This is a genomic window from Pseudoalteromonas sp. MB41 (assembly GCF_020966275.1).
GTDB classification, from domain to species: Bacteria; Pseudomonadota; Gammaproteobacteria; order Enterobacterales; family Alteromonadaceae; genus Pseudoalteromonas; species Pseudoalteromonas lipolytica.
The window spans coordinates 1-16,122 of sequence record NZ_JAJJZF010000033.1; the positions used below are offsets into that span (position 1 = coordinate 1).

The following is a 16,122-nucleotide window of genomic DNA, read 5'->3' on the forward strand; positions in this document are numbered from 1 at the left end:
GCACAGCAAAGCCTACAGTCGATAGAGCGAATGCGTGCGTTAGCTGAAAAGCAGAAACGGCAGTTGGCGAATCAAATCAGAGGCTTGTTACTTGAATTTGGAATTGTAATCAAGCAATCAGAATGCGCGTTTAGGCAGGCTATCCCTGAGATTTTAGAAGATAGCGATAATGGGTTAACCGCTGGTTTAAGGCAGTGTATAGCGCAGTGCTATGAATTATTTAAAGCCCAATCAACATTAAAAGAAACATTAAATGAGTTACTGACAGGCTTAGTAAAACAAGATGAGCAATGTGAACGTGAGCCAAGTTAAGAAAACTAAATAATAAAAATCGCGAAAAATACGGGATAGGCTGGGATGACTTGGGATTTAGTGGGACAGTATTTTAAATAGTATTCAAAATACTGAAACTCCACTGCTGTGATAATTAATGCTTTATATTGTGGTTGCCTTGTTGATACTTATCTAAGTTATCAACCATTAAGTCTATCACTCCATCTAAACTAAATAGGTCTACATAAGGAACAAAGAGCAAAGGTTTATTTTTATTTAGTACGCCAGGCAAATTCCTATCTTTAATCTTCATACCTGTAATGAATATTTCAACAAAGAACCCTTCAAACATAAAACAGACGGTAATAGAGCCTTTTCTTACGGTATCTAATCTGCAGAAAGGAGCGCAGATAATTTCTTTAATAGACTCATCACTAAAGCCTTTCTCATTACTCATATCAACTACTCTGCTCAGTTTTATATGAAACTCAGAGCTAGGTAGCTTACTACTATCATTGAAGACTCTCTTTAAAAGCTTGTGATGTGCTTTAATTATCCTAATACCAGAGTATGCTTTATGAGAAGACAAAGCGGCTCTGTAATAAACAGATAGGAAGTATTTTATAAGTTTGCTCTGATCAATGTTGTTGAATGAGATACCTCCTGAAGATTTTACGAAACCTTTTTGTCCTCTTAAAACAGTCAAAGAGTATCTTTCAAATTCAATATTTAGAAAATGCTCACATTCTTTACAAAGTTGAGGTTCTGCCCAGCTATCACTTGAATATTGTATAGGTTTGTCATCCTTCGAAAGAAAAATCCCTTTACCTGACATTGTTTTGAATAGCTTTTTAAATACTGCATTACCTATGGCGTGTGATTTTTGAAGTTCCCTTTGCTGTTCGCACAATTTACATTTGCCTAAAGTTTTCATTAATGTCCTTATTTATTGAAATAGATTACAGAGAAAATAAATGCGAAAACTATAGCGATGCTAAAAAATATGCGTAGATATTCACGCTCTTTTTCTTCTGTTTCATTTTCAATTCTTAGAGTATCAGCTTCTATTGCTTTAGCTTTAGCATTGTACATATCTGCCTGAGCATTCAGTCGTGCTATATGATCATTGACGATTTCATCATGAATAGCCATGAACTCTGAGGCTTCTTTTGAAGACATTGTTGCTTTGACTTTCTCTAAAGTAGCCAAATGATCTTGCTCTAGCTGTGCTTGCAATTCAGGTTCTGTTTTATTGAATAGTTCAATATAGTTCTGAGTAAATTGTTTAGTTAGTTCTGCATTCATGATCTTCCCCTGTTCAATGCGGTCATATAAATGTACCACTTGAATAAAAAAACAACAGGGAAAATTCAGGTTAACTTTTGCTATAAAAAAGCCCCTTGCGGGGCTAATTGGTTGGTTAGAACAGTTCAGGTTGTATGCGTTTTGATTCAGCGGCATGTATGGCCCGAACAATTTGGTAGATGCGTTGTTCAGAATATCCATATTTCTTAGCAAGCTCTGTGTGATTATTACCGCGAAAGTCTTGGTAAATTTGGTTGTGCTTAAGTATGGCATCAAGCCCAACACCTTTAGGGATATAAACACTCATACCACCACACTGGTGGCGAAAGTCATCGACTATTAACGTTGCCAATTTTGTAGCTTGTTCTTCATCGACTTTATTCTCTAAAAGCTTACGTTCTATCGAGTCAAGGAGTACTAATAGAGTTTCAGCTGTTTGCGCTTTGCCACTCATGTTACCTCCGGTATTTTGCTATATTCTCTTGCCACTTGCGGGTTGACTCTTCTAACGTTTCTGGTCGTTCGGTTCTTACTTCGATTGACTTGTTAGCAGATACAACGGTTTGCTTAGGGTGGCTCTGAATAAATTTTTGCTGCTCAGTCTCAAGCACCTTTTTAAGGTAGGCATGATCATCACCCATACGTCGATAGCCATTGCGTTGCCAATGATCACGAATACTCGTAACGGTAATGTTTAATGACTGGGTGAATACTGCTAAATCAAACTCTTTGGTTAGCTCAATAACATCTTTGCTAATTTTTAATTGTCTAGCGCTCGATAGGTCTGACTTATCAGGCGTAAACAATTGAACATAATTAGCAAGCGCAGCACTTGCTTGACCTGGTAATGCTGTATAAATGCAAAGCAGCTCGTCAGATGCTTTATTAATAGCTACTGCAAATATATCTAATAGACCACGACAATGTGGGCATTTAGCGAGCTTTTGCATTACTTACCCCCTTTATGTCATCTGAAGACTTACCAAAACGGCGAATAAACTCGTTGCAGTCTTCATAAGCTTGTAGCAAGTCTAAATAGCGAACACGCTGCATGTGTGTAGGCATATTTAAACGGCTAGCTTGTAACTTGGTTTGAATGGCAAACATTTCGCTAGGTTCGTCAAGCTCATCTGTTTTTAGCTCTTTGTAGTAGCGTAAAACAGCGGGGATCTTAACCATCATTGCTTGTTTCATTAAGCGTAAGTGGTAGCGTTTAAGGCGCTCAATTAACTGGTTAGCTATTGGTACCATCCAATCTAGTCGCTCAATCTCTTTGCCATCATTTAAGCCTTTTGATTGCTTAGCAGCCCACTTTTCAAGAGCAATGTAACTCCCGTTCTCGATCAACTTATGGGCTTTCATTACCGTCCAAACTTGACCAAGCTTTTTAAGTAATGGCTCTTTATCAAGTAATGCCTGGTCAACTTTACGGCGAACAGGTTTTTGCTTTTTAAAGCCGAGCTTTTCCATGCCTTTGATTACTTTGTCTAACTGCTTTTTATCCATTTGAGTGGTGCTGTCACAACCAGCCCAAGCTTTTAAGTTAGCGCGATATACATCGTCTTCCATATTCAGATCACGCTTAGCAATTTGGATTAATTGAATTAACTTTTTCATGATGCAGACCTTACTAGTGCAACTGCATCTAGATTCCTAACATATAAACGTTTTCTATATTCGATAGAGCAAGTGCCTTTAACTTCATCTATCTGCAGGACTTTGCCTTCTTTTTTGGATATGTGATAACTACGACCAGTTTGTCTACTCGTAACGAATGAAACCTTGTCGCCTTTATTTATAGTATTCATTGGTCCTCCAAGGCCGCCCGAAGGCGGCTAATCGTTAAGCAGATTGGTTAATGGGTTGATGCACTGCTAAGGTTTCCTCTTTAATAAACTCAACCTTTGATCCTGCATTATTGATTTTGGCTTTGTTAAAGCTATTCAAAGCCTTCTTGTATGATGGCGATGTGACCATAGGGTAACCATTCACACGCACTCTAAATGTTTCAGTACTCATGCTGGTTGCTCCGTTTCAGTTAGGTGCTCAATAGGCACATGAACAGGTTTAATAAAGAACTGTTCTTTTTGGTTAAATGTGATGCCTGGAATATCTTTAATTTTTTCACGGTGCTTGATAAGACCAGGCTTATTAACGGATGTTTTAACGCTTAGTAGATCTGATAGCTTAAGTTGTTCTTGTAGCTTTTTAAGAGCGTCAATCACATCTTGGCCGTTCTTTACTGTTACTGATAACGGTGGTGTGCGAGTGCCAATTTCGCCTACATCAAATACACGCGACTTTTTACCTGCAGGTACTATGTCTTGCTGGTTTGCGGTAAAGAAAATTTGTGCTGATTTACTCAGTACTTTAATTTCGTTGTTGATCGCCGTTGTTTTATCTTTTAAAGACGCTTTGGCATCTTCAATAGTTTGGTTCGTGTGAGCTGTGGCAATTTCTAGTTCGGTTTGCAATTGGCCAATCCGAAAAATCGTTTGCTCAAGTTCTTCTGAGCTGCTCACAGACAGCATATCGTCTGACTTTACGCGGCGGTTTGGTTGTTTAGCCATGGCTTTCATCCTTCATATTATGGATTTGGTTTTCAAGTTTGTGGGTCGCATCTTGCAATTGCGCTAAGGTATTAAGCGCATCTTGCTTACGGCCCGATAAAATCTCGCCATTAACCAGCTCAGTAAGTTGTGCAATGGTATAAATTGTTGGCGCGGTAGAATGGGTAAAACGTTGAGTGCTTATTTGGGCTGTTGCACTATTCATGGTTACTTCCTCAAGCTGCTTTTTCTTGAAGCCAGGCACGCGCATCTTTTATAACTTGTTGTGCGTCATCGCCTGTGAATGGCAAACCAATATCACCAATAACAGCTTGGGCTTTTGGTGTTAGGTTCTCGATAGTTACGCGGGTAGTCACTTCAAACTGAAGCAAGTACTTTGCACGTTCCTTATCTGTTTCTAACTGGCTTAATAGTGCTTTGTTAAGCTTAGTAATTGATAAATAGGCCATGTTAAGCTCCTAAGTTGTGGTTTAGTTTCTGCTGCTCTTGTCCGTTAACAGGACGATGCAAAGACTCTTTTTTACCTGCGTTGATGCCGTCAATAATTGCGCGGCTAGTATTCGCTTTTTTGCCACGCTTTAACGGTGAGCTGCTACTGAGGTCTGGGAACTCTTGCGCCATATAACGCTCAATAATGCTGGTTTCTTTTTCGCTAAGGGCGAACTCTTCAATGGTGCGAGCAATACCAAACACCCAGCCTTCAGCAAAGCGATCGCCTCGAGCTACTTTAGTTGCACGCTTACATTGTTTAGGTTGCTGCTTTACATATTCTTGGCGAGTTTGTTTTAGCTTGCTCCAAAGTACCTCGTAGCAATATTTAGCAAGTTCTGGTTGCGGGTTAATACCAATAAATGAGACTTCTGAATTGCTAAACAAACTTGACGACATTACAAAGCGCACACCCAATACACGCTTGATTAAATGCAATAAAGCAGCGTGGTAGCTCACTACTTTTCTGCAATCCGTTTCAACGCGTTCATGCTGTACATAGCTAAAATCAATGTCGCTTTCGCTAATCTTATGTTTGCGCATTAAGTTTTGTGCTTGGCGCATAGCCGCAGCTGCTTCGTGCTCATTGGTTGCCTGTTTGGCAAGCGCTAAACACTGACGAACTTTTTTAAGAATGCGTCTATCCATTGCTAACACCTGCTTGCAACTTTTGAAAAATGGCACTTACGTACTTTGCCTGGTGAATTGCATCATCAAGCGCATTGTGGCGGGTACCTTCAAAAGGCATTTCTGTTTTAGGATCGAAGTTAAAAAGACGGCGGCCTAAATCAACAATGGTGCGTACATCACGGTCATTTCTAAACTGCCATGGAGCTTGCATTCCACACGCTTTATAGGCATTACGAATAATAGTGTTATCAAACGTTGCGCCATTCCCCCAAATATTGCGGGTGTCTATGTCTTCAATTTGGCTTACCCATTGGTCAAACTCGCCTAGGGCTTCAGCAAGTGGTAACACATCATGAGTAAGTAACTTTTGGCGTGCTTCATCATCTTGCTTTAACCACCAAAGCACTGTATCAGCATCCATTTCACTTAGGCTCGCTGAGCTGGTTAAATCAATACTTACTTCAAAGCTAGCGCCAATATCGCCAGTCAAGGGATCAAAAAAACAAGCGCCAATACTGACAAGAGCTGCATTTGAACCTTTGCCCATGGTTTCTACATCGGTCATCACATCATGCATAACTAAACCCTCACGTATTCTTCAGCTAACTCAGCCGTAATGCGCTCTTCACCTACATCAGCGGCTTCGTTCATTAGGTTTTTCATTAGCGTGTTAACGTTGAGTGGATAACTCATATCAACCATTTCGTCCGGACGGCCTGTTGTGCGGCCAAATTTACGAATACCACGCAGCGCTTGTTGCATTTTTTCGATAGCGGCAGGCTCTATCACTTTTTCTGGTACCAGATTGGCGGCTTTGAGTTTGTGATCGATGTACTCTTTTAACTCGGTGCCAAGCGGCGGCACTTGCAGCTTATTTACACGGTATGCAAATTCGCGCACGTTCATTGAGTTAAGTACTTTGTCGAGTTCGGTTTGGCCGATGATGCAAATGCCAATTAACTTAGTGAAACCTTCGCTCAGCTCCCACAGCACTTTTAATTGCTTAATGGTTTCTTCATCTAAGCGGTGGCCTTCATCAATAAGCAAAATGTGACGGTTGCCAGCGTTGCAGCTGCGCGTTAGTTCTTCACGAATAATTGCATCACGGTCTTCGCTACTACGTGGCAACTTAGAAATGTTCAGCTCACGACAAATAGCCTCACTTATGGTGTTTGACGCTATTTGTTTTTTATCGATACGGGCAGGACGAATAACGCGAATGTTTGGATGCTTTGCGCGTATTTCTTCAATGGTAAAGTTCATCATCACCGTTTTACCACTGCCGCACTCACCGACAATCGCCATTAAGGTACCAACTTTTGCACAGTTGATAATTGACTCAATTACATAACGTTGCTGTGTGCCTAAGTAAACGTGGTCAATGCTGTAAATCTCGTTATCCCATGGGTCGCTAAGAACCTTAAAATGTTGTCTTGCTCGTGGTGTAAGCATTTTTGCCTCCGGTGTTTCAAATACAATGTGCCCGTTAATTGAATCTTCATGACCAATAATCAGGCGTCTGGTTTTATTGCTATGCTTCCACTGGCTGCCAGTGGTTACTGCATTGCTGTGTGGATCATCCAAATAGATTTGGTAAACGTTGCTTTCGGTTACTAAGCCATTCTCAATTGCATAGCGCTCAAGGCCGCGTTTAACCGCTTCGCGGGTTTTTTCGCGTTTAGGAAATTCAGACTTAGTCACAATTTTGTTCAGCGTTGCTTCGCTGGTTTTTACATCTGCATATAGGTCTAACCACTGCACTAACTGCTTGTAAGTGATATTGCGGTTCGCCATCATGCGGCCTAGTTTTATTTTCCAGGTCTTTTGGCTGATCTTCTTTTTGTGCTCATTCGGTTCGTTCATGCCACCTTCCTGTATTGGTCTGGATAAGTGGCAAGTACGCGCTCAAAAAATTCGTCGCGTTCTTTTTCGTCATTGAAAATGTACTGGCCTTTTTCGTCGGCAAGTTCAGTCCAGCGCTTTGCATCAATAAGCTTTACATGCACCATGTACACTGTGCGTGTACGGCCAGATACAACGTTAAACGGTGCGCGCTCTGCTTTGCGTAGTTGATGTTTTTTACTGCATCCCATGGTGGTTCTCCTAACGGGTAAAATTAACCACGTTTAAGTGGTTTGGTTTGTCAAAGGTTGCTAGCTCGTCAAGTAAGCTAGGTAATTGGCTTGCCTCGATACTGCGATCAGCAAGGTATGTTTTTTCTTCAGGGGTAATTGGTGTGCCGCGCTTGGCCACAATGGCTTTGCGTAAAGCAACACCGCTTAATCGGTTAGTTGGTTGCTGCAGGCCTGTATCAACTTGCTCACCACGAACACGCATAAAGTCCGGTGTTTGCAGTTCGTTTAAATGGCTATGCGCATCGAGTGCACCACCAAAAGGCACCGCTTTTTTGCCGCGTTTGGCTTTTGCTATTTGCTCATCGCTCATGCCAGGGTAAGCATCACGCTCAGCTTGTTTACGAGCAGTATCAATGGCGGTGTCTTTAGGCGCTTTCATTTGTTCGCCAATCACAGCCCCAGTAATATCAAAGCCAGCTTCATCAACTTCTATTGGTGCAACAGTGTGTATTTGCTGCTCGCCTTGATACTTGCAGTACACTAAAATTTCGCCACGCTCAGAGAGCGCCATAGGTAGCACAAGTACTTTTAGGCCTTTGTAAATACCAACCAAACCATCAAGCGCATATTTTTGGCTGCGTTTAACAGTAGGGTGTACAAAGGTGATCGATAAATCGGGTTTAACCGTGCGGGTTTCTTCTTTATGAGTAAGCAACCAACGACAAATGTCTTCACTTGGTAGGTCACGTACTTTGCCGTGTGCCATACGTTTCATCCAAAACTCATAGCGGCCTTTACCATGGCGGCTGTGTTTTGCAGAGTAATTTGGTATTTGGTCGGCGTTGTAAGCGTTTTGCCATGCAATAACACGTTCGTTTAGTTCTGCTACGCTGTTTACAGGCTCAAACATCAAACGTGATTCAAATAGCTTCTCAACTAAGTTGTTCGCGTTTTCTACTTGGCCTTTAGCGCGAGCACGGCCCACTTCATGATCAATTACATCAACACTCAGTGCATCAAGTGCACGAATAACAGCCCCAGCGGTGTTTGCTGAGCCTTTATCCATTACTAAAATGTCGGGTAAACCACGCATTGGGCACTTTTCATCATTGTGTAAGCCCCAGCACCACAGCAAAAAGTCATATAGATTTGCCATGGTTTCCCCCGCGCTTTCGTAATAACGAACACGAACTGCACCAGAGTAATGATCGGTAAGAACATAGCGCCATACGCGTAGGTTCTTTATCTTTTCGAGGTTCTCTGGCTTGTTTTTATAAAACTCGTCATCGCTCATAAAGCGCTGAACACGGCCTTTTTTGCCACCAGGAGGGTAGTAAATTAAGCATAAGCTCGGATCTACTTGGTGTACGTGGTTTGGATAAAGGCTACGTAACTGCACATGTGCTGTGCTTTGGTTAAGCATTCTTGCTGTGGCGTTTTGCTCACGTAATAACTTACGCACTGTGCTTGCGCTTTTAAACTCACAGCCATTGGCCGCTAAAATGCTCATAGCATTTGGCGTTTCTACGATTTGCTTGCCATTTTTACGGCTGCCTACAGCCAACATGGCTTTTAGTTTATCGAGACTTTCAGGGTCTTGGCTGCTTTGGCCTTTGTCAGCTCGCGCTTTACGGCCACTGCTGTAACCGAGTTTTGCTAACTCACGGTAGAAGGCATCTTTACTTAGCCCTAGGCGCTCTTTAGCTTCAGCTAAAATCTTGCCTTTTTCGCCGTGCTTAGCGTTTTCGATTCGCTGTTTAAAACCAAGTAAAATATCGTCAGCCATGATGCTTACTCCTCGTTACTCATGGCGCTGTCGTTTAGCTCTTGCAATACATCAAGGCTTGGGCGCATTTTTGGTAGGTAGCCCTCAAGAATGCTTGATGTTTCAAGCCAAGATTGCGCAAAATCTTCTGCTAAGGTCTTAAAGCTATGCAGTAAACCAGCGGCAAGGTGCTCAACAACTTGTGGCGATAAATCATCGTTATCTAAAAAGTGATCACGTAAGGCGATTAAACGGCTAAGTGATTCAACAGCATTGCTTTCATACTTAGTGGCTTCAAATAACAGGTGTTTAGTTTGGTCTTTCCAGGCATCGGCTTTGAACTTGGTGCTTTCAAGTTCTGTTTGATAGTCCATGGCTTTCATTTGGTACTCGTCGCGCATACGAATAGCCACTTGGCGCTGTGAGTCTACCTCTTTGGTTTTTAGCTTCTCGGCATCTAACTCTTTTTTGTGCTGCGCTTTTAGGTCATCGATTAAGTCTTTTACCGCCTCTTTATCACCGATTTCTACCGCCTCAGATTCGATAACTAGCGCTTGTTCATCTGATGGCAGTTGGCGCAGAGCTTTTAAATCGCGATAGCCTAAACGCATAGCTTGTGCTTGTTCAAAGAACGCCTCACCAAATTGAGAAAGGTTTAATAGACGTTCATCAACACTCTTGCGACTCATCCCTAAGATCTTTTCGCAACATTGATCCCAAGTGGAAACGGTTTCCAGTTTTCCTGATTCGCCTTTATAAGTTAAACCCTTGTAATTCTTAGAGTCTTTAACTTGTTGTAAGATCTTTAATTCGGAAACCGTTACCAGTTTTCCAATAAAGTTGAATGCTTGAATTTGTCCAAGTTGCATTAACGCATCTTGCTTTGAGGCAAGCACTTGTGTGGTTTCAACTGTGATTTGTTGTTCTTGGGGTGATAATTCGGTTGTCATACGATTGCTCCGTAATTTTTACGATCTTGTTCGAGTTGCATAGCACGCTGATTGATGGCCAGTTGTGCACTGTTGGCGATGGTGATAAGAGCCGGACCCAAACGAACTTTGTTTTGGTCCCATGGGCAGTGCTCTGCAAAACCTGCATGGATCAGATTTTTAATAACTGACGTTGCTTGTGGTTGGCTGATACCCATACGCTTGGCTAATTCGCCAGGGCGCATACCATCGGCTTCGTGACCACTTAACGCCTTAATAGCGTTCAAACCACGTTGCATGGTGGATGATAGGTACTGTTCGCTCATGCTGGGACCTGCTGAGTTTGATAAAACTCTTTTAGCTCTCTTACACAGCTTGGACATGCACTATCTATGTCGATATGGCTAGTTTTAACTTGTCGCCAACCCATGTAGTTAGCCGCTGCTATAAAGGATTTGTTAGGTATGGTGCCGTGCTCAGTGCGCTTACAGCAGTTGCACTGCAAAGTGAACGTTGACACCTGTATATCAAGCTGCTCAGTGGTAATAGGCTGAGTTAGTAAATTCATGATCTGTATTCCTTTTGGGCTATGGCCTTTAGCTGCTCCATCGTCATCAAAAACACCGTTTTAGTGCTTTGTGGGCGAAATTTAGGCGGTTTTTGGTCTTTGATAGGGGCAGTTTTCATGGCATTTACTCTGTGTTAATTGACCGCTGAAGGGTGATCAGCTTTGGCTTGGGTTAGGAGGTTTTTGGCTTTGCTTTGCAGTTCTTCGGCTTCGAGTTGGTAGCGGGCTGCTTGTTCTAGCATTTGCCCACGTTCATCAAATACACGGTGCAAAATTGGTTTTAATAACTCATTGGCAATACTGACATTGCCCACAGCCCAGCAAAATGCTGAAAGGTATTCCATAGGCATTGACTGCTCAGAACTGGGCGCTAACCACTTATTTAATTTACCCGCATTAATGACGGCATCACCTGCTAGGGCATCGTTCATACGGTCAGCGATGCGTGGGCGTGAATAGCCAGAATCTTGAATGGCTTTGTTTAGTGCTGCTAAATACAAGTACCGTACATCACAATTTGGTGCTTCTTCTGCGTTTAATATGCTGTTTGAGTTCATGGTTTGTTTTCCTCTGTGTTTTGAAAATAAAGAAATTTTTAGGGTTAAAATTACCTAAACCTTTCCCTGTTCTTTTTTAACTGGCGACCGATAATGAGTTGTGTGCAGGAGGGATGGGCTGTCCCTCGCGTAACGCGGTAACAATTTGAGAGGTCCTTTTAGAACGATCTTTAGGACCTCTTTTATTCGGAGAAAAATATGGCTCTACATCCCCAAATACTTCTTCAAGAGGAAGGTCAAGGCATTTACAAATTGCCTCTGCTACTGGCTTTGAGTAAGTCTCACGTCTTGAAACTCTTGAAACATGACTAGAGGTTAATTTCAGTGCTGCAGCAATATCTGAAAAGTTGATATCTTTCAGCTTCAATGCCTCTCTGATTTGTTCATGACTGATAGCTTTTTTAACCATAATTCTGTAACCTTTTATAGTTGGTGAAAAATATATTGTTCGTATTTAGTGTGCGTTTTAATTTAAGCGAACAATAAAATGATTGTCAACAAAACATTTTAAAAATTACTGTTACTAAAAAATGGTTGACTAAACATTATGGTGTTCGATAAGGTAGATTTAATTGATACCGAAGCCGTTATTGAAAGGCTAAAAGTTAAACTTAATATCCACAGCAATAGACAGCTGTCGTCCGAATTGGGGATGTCAATCAACGCTATAGCTCAAAGTAAGGCTAAAAATACTTTGCCTTACGGGCCAATAGTTGAATATTGCGTAGATAAAGGTTACGACTTGAATGAAGTTTTTACTGGTATTGGCACGGGATCAATTGTCCAAAAAGCCGCAGCCCCCACAAGTGATGATGCTTTGCGAGCATTAGATATGGTCGAAAAGATATTAGAACGGGAGTTGTATAGTAGAAATTTGCCAGCGGATAGATTATTAACAGTGGCCAACAAGTTACGCCCAGTGTTAATAAAGGCCTGCTTTGAAAATGATTTTTGCGAACCACTTGTTGAAACTATGGCAAAGGGGGCGCTAACGTTGGCATAAATGGAGTTTTACCCAATGTTAAAAAGTATTGTACTTTCAGCCCTAACATTAGCCGCTTTTACCTTTACGAGTGCGACTCAGGCTTTGGAGCCTTTGCCTGATAGAGCGCGTGTTTCATCTATGCAAGCTCAGCTACTGTTGCCAGACAGCAGTAGCTTAAGTGTAGATATGAACTTTGATTGTGGCTCAGCGTTTGAGTCAACAGGGATGATTATTACAAACGAGCGTGGCGCTCAGCTTTTAGCTGCTGCTTACACGCATATGTACGGACAGGAAGCCGGTGAATTTGTGATGCAACAGTGGTACACAAAAAAACACCCTGATGACCCGCGTAAACCGACCTTTCTTATTGTTAAACCCAACCAAAATATTAATTGGGAAAAACCAGCAACGGCTAAAACAAGCCTATTACAAGCGCGAACACTTGATGCTCAAAGTGTGAGTAGTGACGATGCAACCCCTGATTACCAGGCAACGGTTGAGTCGTTCTGTGGTACGCGTAACCACGTACAATATTAATAATTAGGCTCTTATAATAATAAATGGCGCGGCTTAAGCTGCGCCGACCAAGGAGAGGGGCATTGATTATGTCTGTTAAAGCACGTTTATACGGTGGATTACTTTTCATTGTGCTTTGCCTATTTTCAACAGGGGCAAGTGCGCATAGTACACCTAACAACATGACTGAAGTGGTACAGGGCAAGAATGGCTTTATGTATTTTGCTAGCCACGAAGGTCTGTATAAATATGATGGTTATCACTTTGCATTAATTGAGGCGCTGCCAGCACAGTGGGTATATGCGCTTACAATGAATGCAGATAAAAGCATGTTGTATGCTGCAAGTAATGGTCATATTTATGCTTACGATGTTTTAACAGGCAATGTTAAGCAATTTGCCGAAGTAACCAGTAAAGATATGGCTGTAAATGGCCAGCATGTGTACGCCGCTACCTCGAAAGGGGTTGAGGTGTTAAGCAAAAAAAGCGCTGGGAACCTGCAAGCGCTGGTTGGGCAAACTGTGTTAAAAGTGCTATCGCACGATGGTCAAGTATACGCACTAACCAACACAGGGCTTTGGCATTTGAATTTAAACCATCAGCGTCAGCTGATAAAAATGCCCATACATTCAGGGTTAATTGCCGCTGTTGGCGATAGATTATATATAGCCCACGAACAAACCCTTTATAGTTACGACCTCATCACAGAACAAGTTCATAAAACCTCACTTAACACCACACCTAGCGCTATGACCATCTATAAAAATAGTTACTTAGCGATGGCTATGGCAGGTGAAGTTCGTTTGTATTCAACGCTCGATAAACAATTTGTATCGGGTGTTTTGAATAAAAGTAAGATGTTTTTTAATAGTGTTTATGCGGACTCACAATCAAACCTTTGGGCTGTAGCTGATAATGAATACGAGATTATTTCTCAAGATTTGAATCAGTTTAACCTGCCACTGGTGAGTAGATACAACGTGCTAGGTAAAGATAATCAGAGTTTATTAATGGGCACCGATTCGGGTGTTTATCGCTTTGTGCAGCGCCAGTTCGTGGCAATGGACGCGTTAAATAACGCGCTTAGCCAAGAACAAAGCAGTGAAATTACCAGTATTGCCAGTGATAAAGTAACGCTTGTTGGCACTACAAATGGTTTATATGTGTGGCAAAACGAGCAGTTAAGCCGATTGGCGAATGGTTATATTTTAGGTATTGAAAAAATTGCCGGCTGTTGGCTTGTGTCTACCAGTGGCCAAGGCGTGATAGTGATTGATGATAACTTGGCCATTGAAAAAGTGCTGAATGTTGACAGCGGCCTTGCTGCTAATGAAGTACTGGCAACCAATAAGTTTGAGCACTTGCTGTATATAAGTACTAGCAAAGGTTTGAGTGTGTACAACGTTAAAACGGGTAATATGAGCCACAGTCTTACAACTCAAGCAGGCAAAGTAAGTAAAGTGACGATGCTTGATAATAGCGTTTATGTAGCAGCTTATGGTGGTGGCCTGTATAAGCAAACCAATAATGGGTTTAAATTGTTAGTAAGCCCTCGGTTCATTACTGATTTAGCGGTGTTCAATGGCAGCTTGTACATTGCAACTACAAACGGTTTATTTACGCTGGTGGATGAAACGGTTGTAGCCATTCCTCATACTGAAAAACAATACTTTGGCGCTAATAGTTTAATGGCTTATAACGGCGCGATGTATGCGGTGTCGAACAATGGGTTATTAGGTCTGAGCAATACGAACTTGCAAAACGATAAGCCTGTTTTGGTGTCGTCAATGAGTGTGAACGATGCCAGCTTAAATGCATTAAATGATGTACAACAAGCTAGCCAAATGACGTTGCACTTTAGTAATTTTGACTATGCACTTACTCAATATTACGACTATCAATATAGCCATAATGGCGGTGCCTGGATAAACCTAAACGAGCCAGTAGTTCACTTTAGCCAGTTAAACGAAGGTGAACATAGCTTAGTTGTAAGAGCTACGTTAGATGGTAGCCACTTTGTTAAAAGCGCCCCCATAGTATGGAATGTTCAAGGTTCTTTTTATAAAAGCGATGCCTTTGCGTGGGTGTGCGCTGTGGTAGTAGTTTTATTGTTTGTTGCAGTATTTTTTGTGTTTTTGCAACGCCATAAGCAAATGCGTGAAGTATTTAGACGTATGCGTGATACCAAGCAACAAACTGCATTAAGCCAGGGCTTTAGAAAATTGGTGTCGGGTTCGCATTTATGCCAAGGCAATGATTTACAGCTAAGCGATGGCCTGCTGCAGCTGGACGAAGCAAAAGATATTTTATTACCTGTTGTGTTCAGCCATGGAGCGCTGGGCAATACCTCGCTTGAAGATGGCCTTAAGATGCTCTCGGCCAATACATCACTGCAATATAGCCAAACAGAGGTTGAGTTTAATTTAGCGCTTGGAAGCAAAGCTTTACCTGAGAAGCTAAGCCAAGACATTTACGCGTTTATTAATCATGCTTTTATTAATGCGTTGCAACATGCTGAGGCGCGTTACATTGAAGTGAGTGGTAAGCGAAGCAAAGATGACTTTGTGATCACTATACAAGACGATGGTAAAGGAATTGCCTTTCTAGATAAGTTTATGCGCTTTGGTACCGGCCTTGAATCGATGCACGATATTGCCCGTTCGTTAGGGGGTAAACTACGCATTAACCGAGGTATTAAAAATGGTACCGTGGTGCAGTTGAAGTTTGGTGTTAGAGATAGCATTAAACATTTAAAGACAAAAGAAACAGTGAGTTTATGACAGATAAAAAAGAAGAAATTAGTTTTACACCTTTTCCTATCGAAAAGTTGTTATTAGCATTTAGAGCAGAAGGTGAATTAACGTTCGTTGATTCAGCAGATGACTTGAATGTGTTTCCAGAGTTCATTAAGCATTATGATCACGTATTAAAGTTTGTGGGCCAAACACTCGAAAGCATCGAAGCTAAACATAATCGAGTAAAAAAGTTGCTCGATTCACTAGAAGAAAGAGGATTGGTTACTAAATATCGTGTAAGAGAAATGAGATATAGAGGCCAAGTAAATACGTTATTTTTTTTACACTCGTATAACTTCACAGCAGATGGGTTGGAATTGGTTTTAAAACTCGAAGCTCATAACGATGCTGAGCGACGCCATAAAGATTCAGTAAGGATAGGTATTGCTTCATTCTCAATAGCATTTTTGTCAATATTGGTGGGTGGCTACCTGACGAATAAAAACATTGAATTAAGCAAAGAACGACTCAAATTATCACAAGCCAGAATAGAGTCATTAGAAAAGCAGGTTAGTACTCAGCCTGTTGCATCTAAAGAAGAGCTTAAGCAACTGATGCTTGAAGTTATCGAAGAGCAAAAACAAGCTGCTCAGAATGAGTCAACCAAAGAGACTCCACCACTTCAGAACTTGAAAGTTGAGGAACAAACAAAAACTCCCAACTAA

The 16,122-nt window shown here is 41.6% G+C and carries 23 protein-coding genes and 1 pseudogene; 5 read left to right on the forward strand and 19 right to left on the reverse strand.

What is annotated here, in order from left to right:
- Positions 1-312: pseudogene (locus tag LPA49_RS20125) on the forward strand (IS110 family transposase); the annotation flags it as partial.
- 115 nt (positions 313-427) lie between these two features.
- On the opposite strand, the gene LPA49_RS20130 reads toward LPA49_RS20125, so the two are convergent.
- The 19 genes from LPA49_RS20130 to LPA49_RS20220 all read right to left on the reverse strand — a co-directional run bounded on the left by LPA49_RS20130 (position 428) and on the right by LPA49_RS20220 (position 11,570).
- Complete coding sequence (locus LPA49_RS20130; protein WP_230237604.1) at positions 428-1,207, reverse strand: hypothetical protein; 780 nt, start codon at positions 1,205-1,207, stop codon at positions 428-430.
- 8 nt (positions 1,208-1,215) lie between these two features.
- Entirely contained in the window at positions 1,216-1,578 is a 363-nt protein-coding gene (locus LPA49_RS20135; protein WP_230237606.1) for a hypothetical protein, read from the reverse strand.
- A gap of 115 nt (positions 1,579-1,693) precedes the next feature.
- Positions 1,694-2,032 (reverse strand): Mor transcription activator family protein, encoded by a 339-nt coding sequence (locus LPA49_RS20140; protein ID WP_029773211.1) that lies wholly within the window; start codon positions 2,030-2,032, stop codon positions 1,694-1,696.
- 1 nt (position 2,033) lies between these two features.
- A complete protein-coding gene (locus LPA49_RS20145; RefSeq protein ID WP_230237608.1) occupies positions 2,034-2,528 on the reverse strand; it encodes a hypothetical protein in 495 nt (164 codons plus the stop codon).
- Positions 2,512-3,195, reverse strand: coding sequence for a regulatory protein GemA (locus LPA49_RS20150; RefSeq protein ID WP_029773209.1), 684 nt, complete (start codon positions 3,193-3,195; stop codon positions 2,512-2,514). The genes LPA49_RS20145 and LPA49_RS20150 overlap by 17 nt, the downstream gene beginning before the upstream one ends.
- 225 nt (positions 3,196-3,420) lie before the next feature.
- The gene (locus tag LPA49_RS20155; protein ID WP_230237609.1) at positions 3,421-3,597 is read right to left on the reverse strand and encodes a hypothetical protein; all 177 of its coding nucleotides are present in this window, start codon (positions 3,595-3,597) and stop codon (positions 3,421-3,423) included.
- Complete coding sequence (locus LPA49_RS20160) at positions 3,594-4,148, reverse strand: host-nuclease inhibitor Gam family protein (protein WP_029773207.1); 555 nt, start codon at positions 4,146-4,148, stop codon at positions 3,594-3,596. Before LPA49_RS20160 ends, LPA49_RS20155 begins: the two co-directional genes overlap by 4 nt.
- The gene (locus LPA49_RS20165; RefSeq protein ID WP_029773206.1) at positions 4,141-4,353 is read right to left on the reverse strand and encodes a hypothetical protein; all 213 of its coding nucleotides are present in this window, start codon (positions 4,351-4,353) and stop codon (positions 4,141-4,143) included. Before LPA49_RS20165 ends, LPA49_RS20160 begins: the two co-directional genes overlap by 8 nt.
- A 10-nt stretch (positions 4,354-4,363) precedes the next feature.
- Positions 4,364-4,597, reverse strand: a complete 234-nt coding sequence (locus tag LPA49_RS20170; protein ID WP_230237611.1) for a hypothetical protein — start codon at positions 4,595-4,597, stop codon at positions 4,364-4,366.
- Between the two features lies 1 nt (position 4,598).
- Positions 4,599-5,285 (reverse strand): DUF2786 domain-containing protein, encoded by a 687-nt coding sequence (locus LPA49_RS20175; protein WP_230237613.1) that lies wholly within the window; start codon positions 5,283-5,285, stop codon positions 4,599-4,601.
- Positions 5,278-5,844, reverse strand: coding sequence for a 3'-5' exonuclease (locus LPA49_RS20180; RefSeq protein WP_230237615.1), 567 nt, complete (start codon positions 5,842-5,844; stop codon positions 5,278-5,280). Before LPA49_RS20180 ends, LPA49_RS20175 begins: the two co-directional genes overlap by 8 nt.
- A 2-nt stretch (positions 5,845-5,846) precedes the next feature.
- On the reverse strand, positions 5,847-7,130 hold the full coding sequence (locus LPA49_RS20185) for an ExeA family protein (RefSeq protein ID WP_230237617.1): 1,284 nt from the start codon (positions 7,128-7,130) through the stop codon (positions 5,847-5,849).
- The gene (locus LPA49_RS20190; RefSeq protein ID WP_230237619.1) at positions 7,127-7,360 is read right to left on the reverse strand and encodes a hypothetical protein; all 234 of its coding nucleotides are present in this window, start codon (positions 7,358-7,360) and stop codon (positions 7,127-7,129) included. The genes LPA49_RS20185 and LPA49_RS20190 overlap by 4 nt, the downstream gene beginning before the upstream one ends.
- Positions 7,361-7,370: 10 nt before the next feature.
- Positions 7,371-9,128 (reverse strand): hypothetical protein, encoded by a 1,758-nt coding sequence (locus LPA49_RS20195; RefSeq protein WP_230237621.1) that lies wholly within the window; start codon positions 9,126-9,128, stop codon positions 7,371-7,373.
- A gap of 5 nt (positions 9,129-9,133) precedes the next feature.
- Positions 9,134-10,057, reverse strand: coding sequence for a hypothetical protein (locus LPA49_RS20200; RefSeq protein ID WP_230237622.1), 924 nt, complete (start codon positions 10,055-10,057; stop codon positions 9,134-9,136).
- Positions 10,054-10,362: a MarR family transcriptional regulator gene (locus LPA49_RS20205; protein WP_230237624.1), complete on the reverse strand. Its 309-nt coding sequence runs from the start codon at positions 10,360-10,362 to the stop codon at positions 10,054-10,056. The genes LPA49_RS20200 and LPA49_RS20205 overlap by 4 nt, the downstream gene beginning before the upstream one ends.
- On the reverse strand, positions 10,359-10,604 hold the full coding sequence (locus tag LPA49_RS20210) for a hypothetical protein (RefSeq protein ID WP_230237626.1): 246 nt from the start codon (positions 10,602-10,604) through the stop codon (positions 10,359-10,361). Before LPA49_RS20210 ends, LPA49_RS20205 begins: the two co-directional genes overlap by 4 nt.
- Before the next feature lie 134 nt (positions 10,605-10,738).
- Positions 10,739-11,161 carry a hypothetical protein gene (locus tag LPA49_RS20215; RefSeq protein WP_174380506.1) on the reverse strand — a complete coding sequence of 141 codons (423 nt, stop codon included), beginning with the start codon at positions 11,159-11,161 and terminating at the stop codon, positions 10,739-10,741.
- Between the two features lie 76 nt (positions 11,162-11,237).
- Positions 11,238-11,570: a helix-turn-helix domain-containing protein gene (locus LPA49_RS20220; protein WP_230237629.1), complete on the reverse strand. Its 333-nt coding sequence runs from the start codon at positions 11,568-11,570 to the stop codon at positions 11,238-11,240.
- A 138-nt stretch (positions 11,571-11,708) separates the two neighbouring features.
- Here LPA49_RS20220 and LPA49_RS20225 point away from each other — a divergent pair, with 138 nt between their 5' ends.
- The 4 genes from LPA49_RS20225 to LPA49_RS20240 all read left to right on the forward strand — a co-directional run bounded on the left by LPA49_RS20225 (position 11,709) and on the right by LPA49_RS20240 (position 16,122).
- The gene (locus LPA49_RS20225) at positions 11,709-12,164 is read left to right on the forward strand and encodes a helix-turn-helix domain-containing protein (RefSeq protein WP_188730654.1); all 456 of its coding nucleotides are present in this window, start codon (positions 11,709-11,711) and stop codon (positions 12,162-12,164) included.
- A 15-nt stretch (positions 12,165-12,179) separates the two neighbouring features.
- The gene (locus LPA49_RS20230; RefSeq protein ID WP_128081061.1) at positions 12,180-12,683 is read left to right on the forward strand and encodes a hypothetical protein; all 504 of its coding nucleotides are present in this window, start codon (positions 12,180-12,182) and stop codon (positions 12,681-12,683) included.
- 68 nt (positions 12,684-12,751) lie between these two features.
- Entirely contained in the window at positions 12,752-15,442 is a 2,691-nt protein-coding gene (locus LPA49_RS20235) for an ATP-binding protein (RefSeq protein WP_230237631.1), read from the forward strand.
- Positions 15,439-16,122, forward strand: a complete 684-nt coding sequence (locus LPA49_RS20240) for a hypothetical protein (RefSeq protein WP_230237633.1) — start codon at positions 15,439-15,441, stop codon at positions 16,120-16,122. Before LPA49_RS20235 ends, LPA49_RS20240 begins: the two co-directional genes overlap by 4 nt.

Bases quoted from the DNA above. Each gene is read 5' to 3' on its own strand.
- LPA49_RS20190 (WP_230237619.1), bottom strand. From the start codon at position 7,360: ATGGGATGCAGTAAAAAACATCAACTACGCAAAGCAGAGCGCGCACCG.
- LPA49_RS20170 (WP_230237611.1), bottom strand. From the start codon at position 4,597: ATGGCCTATTTATCAATTACTAAGCTTAACAAAGCACTATTAAGCCAG.
- LPA49_RS20240 (WP_230237633.1), top strand. From the start codon at position 15,439: ATGACAGATAAAAAAGAAGAAATTAGTTTTACACCTTTTCCTATCGAA.
- LPA49_RS20165 (WP_029773206.1), bottom strand. From the start codon at position 4,353: ATGAATAGTGCAACAGCCCAAATAAGCACTCAACGTTTTACCCATTCT.
- LPA49_RS20140 (WP_029773211.1), bottom strand. From the start codon at position 2,032: ATGAGTGGCAAAGCGCAAACAGCTGAAACTCTATTAGTACTCCTTGAC.
- LPA49_RS20200 (WP_230237622.1), bottom strand. From the start codon at position 10,057: ATGACAACCGAATTATCACCCCAAGAACAACAAATCACAGTTGAAACC.
- LPA49_RS20160 (WP_029773207.1), bottom strand. From the start codon at position 4,148: ATGGCTAAACAACCAAACCGCCGCGTAAAGTCAGACGATATGCTGTCT.
- LPA49_RS20210 (WP_230237626.1), bottom strand. From the start codon at position 10,604: ATGAATTTACTAACTCAGCCTATTACCACTGAGCAGCTTGATATACAG.
- LPA49_RS20225 (WP_188730654.1), top strand. From the start codon at position 11,709: ATGGTGTTCGATAAGGTAGATTTAATTGATACCGAAGCCGTTATTGAA.
- LPA49_RS20135 (WP_230237606.1), bottom strand. From the start codon at position 1,578: ATGAATGCAGAACTAACTAAACAATTTACTCAGAACTATATTGAACTA.
- LPA49_RS20180 (WP_230237615.1), bottom strand. From the start codon at position 5,844: ATGCATGATGTGATGACCGATGTAGAAACCATGGGCAAAGGTTCAAAT.
- LPA49_RS20185 (WP_230237617.1), bottom strand. From the start codon at position 7,130: ATGAACGAACCGAATGAGCACAAAAAGAAGATCAGCCAAAAGACCTGG.
- LPA49_RS20155 (WP_230237609.1), bottom strand. From the start codon at position 3,597: ATGAGTACTGAAACATTTAGAGTGCGTGTGAATGGTTACCCTATGGTC.
- LPA49_RS20175 (WP_230237613.1), bottom strand. From the start codon at position 5,285: ATGGATAGACGCATTCTTAAAAAAGTTCGTCAGTGTTTAGCGCTTGCC.
- LPA49_RS20195 (WP_230237621.1), bottom strand. From the start codon at position 9,128: ATGGCTGACGATATTTTACTTGGTTTTAAACAGCGAATCGAAAACGCT.
- LPA49_RS20215 (WP_174380506.1), bottom strand. From the start codon at position 11,161: ATGAACTCAAACAGCATATTAAACGCAGAAGAAGCACCAAATTGTGAT.
- LPA49_RS20220 (WP_230237629.1), bottom strand. From the start codon at position 11,570: ATGGTTAAAAAAGCTATCAGTCATGAACAAATCAGAGAGGCATTGAAG.
- LPA49_RS20235 (WP_230237631.1), top strand. From the start codon at position 12,752: ATGTCTGTTAAAGCACGTTTATACGGTGGATTACTTTTCATTGTGCTT.
- LPA49_RS20150 (WP_029773209.1), bottom strand. From the start codon at position 3,195: ATGAAAAAGTTAATTCAATTAATCCAAATTGCTAAGCGTGATCTGAAT.
- LPA49_RS20230 (WP_128081061.1), top strand. From the start codon at position 12,180: ATGTTAAAAAGTATTGTACTTTCAGCCCTAACATTAGCCGCTTTTACC.
- LPA49_RS20145 (WP_230237608.1), bottom strand. From the start codon at position 2,528: ATGCAAAAGCTCGCTAAATGCCCACATTGTCGTGGTCTATTAGATATA.
- LPA49_RS20130 (WP_230237604.1), bottom strand. From the start codon at position 1,207: ATGAAAACTTTAGGCAAATGTAAATTGTGCGAACAGCAAAGGGAACTT.
- LPA49_RS20205 (WP_230237624.1), bottom strand. From the start codon at position 10,362: ATGAGCGAACAGTACCTATCATCCACCATGCAACGTGGTTTGAACGCT.